General features: G+C 70.6%; 3 protein-coding genes. 1 reads left to right on the top strand and 2 read right to left on the bottom strand.

Features of this window, described 5'->3' with window-relative positions; translation table 11 throughout:
* Positions 1–99 precede the first annotated feature (99 nt).
* Together HY68_RS27560 and HY68_RS27555 are read right to left on the bottom strand one after the other, a co-directional pair.
* Positions 100–1,422 carry an extracellular solute-binding protein gene (locus HY68_RS27560; RefSeq protein ID WP_041993765.1) on the bottom strand — a complete coding sequence of 441 codons (1,323 nt, stop codon included), beginning with the start codon at positions 1,420–1,422 and terminating at the stop codon, positions 100–102.
* A 152-nt stretch (positions 1,423–1,574) separates the two neighbouring features.
* On the bottom strand, positions 1,575–2,435 hold the full coding sequence (locus HY68_RS27555; RefSeq protein WP_041993761.1) for a LacI family DNA-binding transcriptional regulator: 861 nt from the start codon (positions 2,433–2,435) through the stop codon (positions 1,575–1,577).
* 86 nt (positions 2,436–2,521) lie between these two features.
* Between HY68_RS27555 and HY68_RS27550 the strand changes: the two genes are divergently transcribed.
* Positions 2,522–3,775, top strand: a complete 1,254-nt coding sequence (locus tag HY68_RS27550; protein WP_198533355.1) for an ROK family transcriptional regulator — start codon at positions 2,522–2,524, stop codon at positions 3,773–3,775.
* Positions 3,776–4,090 lie beyond the last annotated feature (315 nt).

The raw sequence follows: 4,090 nt of genomic DNA, 5'->3' as shown, positions 1-4,090 counted from the left end.
CGCGAGGGCCGGCCAGTGTGCTGGTCGATGACATCGAACTGTCTCTTTCGGCCGGGGAGGGACTGGCGCAACGGGCAGGAGCCGCAGGGTCGTTCGAGGTCAGCTCTTGGCGTTCTTGGTGGCGTCGTCGAGGTCCGCGCAGATCTTGTCGGCGGAGGACGTGCCGTACGCCCCGGTCAGGACCTGGACGATCGGGTCGGACGCCGGGCCGATCCACACGTCGGGCACCACGGCGTAGTCGACGGCCTTGTCGAGCTTGAGCGACTGCGACAGCAGCGGGTCGCCGGCGTACTTGGTGAAGTCACCTGTGGTGGGCGGCAGGATGGCGGCGTCCTTCACGAAGTCGCCGACGGTCGGGGCGTCGTAGAAGGAGGTGATGAACTTGCGCACGTTGTCGATGCGGTCCTTCGAGGCGCCGCGCTTGGTGATCATGAAACCGACGCCGGTGAAGCCCTGGAGGGCGGTGGGCTTCTGGAACACCGACCCTGCGGCCAACGGCAGGCCGGCGAGCGTGGTGTGCGTCTCCACTCCGGTGCCCGACTTCTTGGCGTCGGTGTACGCCCAGGAGCCGGCGGACATCATGGCGGCCTTGCCGGAGTAGTAGGCCGCGTACATCGTGTCGGCGTTCAGGCCGGCCGCGTTGTCGGCGAAGACGCCGCTGTCACGCAACTGGATGAAGAGCTTGATGCCTCGCATCACCGACGGGGTGGCGCAGTAGCCGCCGCTCCCCATGACCTTCTCCATCGTCGCGGCGTCGGTGTAGGACTGGGCGATCTGGTAGAAGAGCTTCTGCCCGGTCCAGTCGTTGCCGCCGACCGTGAGCGGCTGGATGTGGGCGGCACGCAGCTTCTTGGCGGCGTCGATCAGCTCGTCGGTGGTGGCCGGGACCGTGTCGACGCCGGCCTTCTCGAGCAGGTCGGTGTTGTACCAGACCGGCCAGCTGAAGCCGGAGAACGGCAGGCCCTGGAGCGTGCCTCCGGGCTTGCCGCCGACGCGCCACTCGTCCAGCGCGCCGGGCTTCATCTTGTCGGCGAGGCCCCACTCCTTGAGGTAGGTGTCGACCGGTACGGTGACGCCGGCGTCCTGCCAGCCGAGTGTCTTGTCGTAGAGATTGACGATCACCACGTCGGGTGACTTGCCGGCCGCGACGGCGTTCTCGACCTGGTCGTCGATGGTCTCCAGGCCGTCGGTGGCGTTGACCTTGACGCCGGTCTTCTTGGTGAAGGCCTTGAAGACGTGGTCCTGCGCCGCCGCCGCGGTGTTGCCGGCCGACCAGCGGGTGACGACGTCGATCGAACCGCTGCCGCCGGTGCCGCTCGCCGCGTCGCCGCTCGTGCCACAGCCGGCCAGACAGAGGGCGAGGGCACTGATGACTGACCCGGCCATGACGCGCACGGCCCAAGGCCTGGTGCGGTGGTCCATAGGGCTTCCTTCGCTTGAGACGTGCTCGAACGCGACACAGCGTCTACGAGCGCCCCACGGAAGTCAATAAGAAAGATTAATTATCTATCAAAGTGCCTGACGGGCCGGACCGCACCGGTCGGGCGGGCAAACGGGCGTGGACCGGGGCGACTTCAGACGCTGCCGCGTACCACCAGGCGGGCCGGCGGGGCCTTGACCATGACGGCGGGGGCGGCGACCAGAGCGTCCGCCAAGGTGTGGCCGGTCAGCTCGCCCAGTTCCTGGACGTCATGGCTGACCGCGCCGAGCGGCGGGTCGGCGAGCTGGCACAGGGCGGAGTCGTCCCAGGCCACCAGCGACACGTCGGCCGGCACACCGAGCCCGACCCGGCCCGCCTCGTGCAGTGCGCCGAGCGCCATCAGGTCGTTGTCGAAGACCAGCGCTGTCGGCCGGTTCTCCAGCGCGCGCAGCGCGGTCAGCGCCCGTACGCCCGCGGCTTCCGAGTAGTCCCCCTCGAACGTCGTGGTGCGCACGCCGTGTCCGGCGGCCGCCGTCTGAAACGTACTCCGGCGGATGATCGTGTGCGCCATCTGCGCCGGGCCCGCGACGTGTCCGAGGTGGCGGTGGCCCGCGGCGACCAGCTCGTCCACCACGTCCCGCATCGCCACGTCGTCCTGCGTCCACACGGCGGGCAGTCCGCCCGCGGTCACCGGATCGCCGATCACCACCGTCGGCATGCCGAGTTCCTTGACCAGCGCCACCCGTTCGTCACCCGGCAGCAGGTCGATGAGGATCACGCCCTGCACCTGGTCCTGGTGCGCCCAGGCCCGCATCCGCTCGCAGGCCTGGGCCACCGTGGCCACGACCTGGAGCAGCACCGGCACTCCGAGCGGTACCAGGACGCGCTCCATGCCGGCGATGAAGTCGTGGAAGAACGGCTCGGCGCCCAGCACCTCGGCGTCCCGTACCAGGGCGAGCCCGACCGGAGTGCCGCGCCGCGGGCGGACCCCGTCGCTGGTCGCGGGCGCTGGCATGGTGGCCTCCCGGTCGTGGGTCTCGTCTAACCTCATGCTTGACGTAGTCGTACGACAGCGTACGGCGAAGCGGAAGGCGGACGAGGATGGCCCGACGGGAGTCTGCGGGAGCGGGACCAGGCAGCCGCGCACTCATCGTCGACCTCATCAGGTCGTCCGGGCCGATCAGCCGGGTCGAGCTGGTCAAGGCAACAGGGCTGACACAGCCGACGATCTCCACCATCGTGCGGCGGCTGATCGACGGCGGGGTGGTGCGCGAGACCGGCGACACGGTCGCCACCGGGGGCAAGCCGCGCACCATGCTGATCATCAACTCGCGGGCGGCTTACGGCGTCGGGATCCATGTCGGCGCCGACGCGCTGACCTGCGTGGTCACCGACACCCGCGGCGGCACGGTGGGCCGCGCCCTCGTCGCAGGCCCGGGGGCTGACGCCGTTCTCGGCGGTGCGGAGCCGGGCGGCACCAAGGGCGCGGTCGAGCAACTGGCCGCCCTCCACCAGGATGTGACGGAGGGTCTTGGCCTGGAGAGGCAGAGCGTCGCCGGCCTCGCGGTGGTCGGCCCCGGGCCCGTGGACGTGGTGCGCGGCGGCTTCCTCGCCCCGCCGGGCCTGCCGCAGTGGGCGGGACTCGACCTCGCGGACGCGCTGGCGGCCCGACTCGACATCCCGGTGCTGGTGGACAGCGACGCGGCGGCGGCGACGGTCGGCGAGTTCTGGAGCCGACAGGTCTCCCGCAACCGCACCTTCGGCTGTCTGTACATGAACAGCGGCATCGGGTCGGGCGTCGTCCTGGACGGCGCGCTGCACCGCGGCGCCAGCTCCAACGCGGGAAAGATCGGACATGTGGCGGTGATCCGGGACGGCGAGCTCTGCCTGTGCGGCAACCGCGGCTGCCTGGAGATGTACGCGGCGCCGCGCGCGGTGGTGCGCCGGGCCCGTGCGGTGCAGGGGCTCGCCGACCGGCTGCGGATCAGCGCCGACGACCCCGACGCCTGGGCCTTCGACGTGCTGGCACGGGCCGCGCTCTACGGTGACGAGCAGGCGCGCGCGCTGGTCGACGAGTCCGCGGCGCTGCTCGCCGAGGGTGCGGTGGCACTGGTGAACCTGTGGGACCTCGACACGTTGGTGCTGGCCGGGCCGGGTTTCGTGGTGGCCGGGTCGATCTACGTGAGCGAGATCAGACGGCGGCTCTCCGAGCACGCGTACACCCGCGACGTGCACGGTGTGCGGGTGGAGCTGTCGAGCAACCCGCGGGACGCGGCGGCGATCGGCGGCGCGGCTCTGGTGCTCCAGGGCTCGGTGGCCCCGGGCCACGGCCCCGAACTGATCGCCCGCGCCTAGGGTCTGTCCGGCCCTGAACCGCCGGACAGGCTCTGGCACTTACTGCTTGCCGACGGCCACTTTGGTCCGATGTATTGATGCCGCGCCGACGCACGGGTACGGTGCTCGACCGCTGGCATGTGCGGGGCCATGTCGCCAGAAGTTCCATAGATTAATTAAGAAACTAAGCCCCGAGCCTGTGGGGCCTTCACGCCTGACCGGCCTCCGCGGCGCCCCTCACCCCTCCGAAGGAGCCCGATGAGACACCCCATCAGCCCGCCACGGCAGGCGGCGTCCGGCCGCGTGCCACGCCAGGCGGCGTCCGGCCGTGCACGC

This window comes from Streptomyces sp. AcH 505 (assembly GCF_000818175.1).
In the GTDB taxonomy this organism is placed as follows: domain Bacteria; phylum Actinomycetota; class Actinomycetes; order Streptomycetales; family Streptomycetaceae; genus Streptomyces.
The sequence above is the reverse complement of the archived record's forward strand: the minus strand, read 5'-3'. Positions and strand labels throughout refer to the sequence as shown.

Excerpts from the sequence above, each read along its gene's own strand:
- HY68_RS27555 (WP_041993761.1), bottom strand. The coding sequence starts at position 2,435 with ATGCCAGCGCCCGCGACCAGCGACGGGGTCCGCCCGCGGCGCGGCACT.
- HY68_RS27560 (WP_041993765.1), bottom strand. The coding sequence starts at position 1,422 with ATGGACCACCGCACCAGGCCTTGGGCCGTGCGCGTCATGGCCGGGTCA.
- HY68_RS27550 (WP_198533355.1), top strand. The coding sequence starts at position 2,522 with ATGGCCCGACGGGAGTCTGCGGGAGCGGGACCAGGCAGCCGCGCACTC.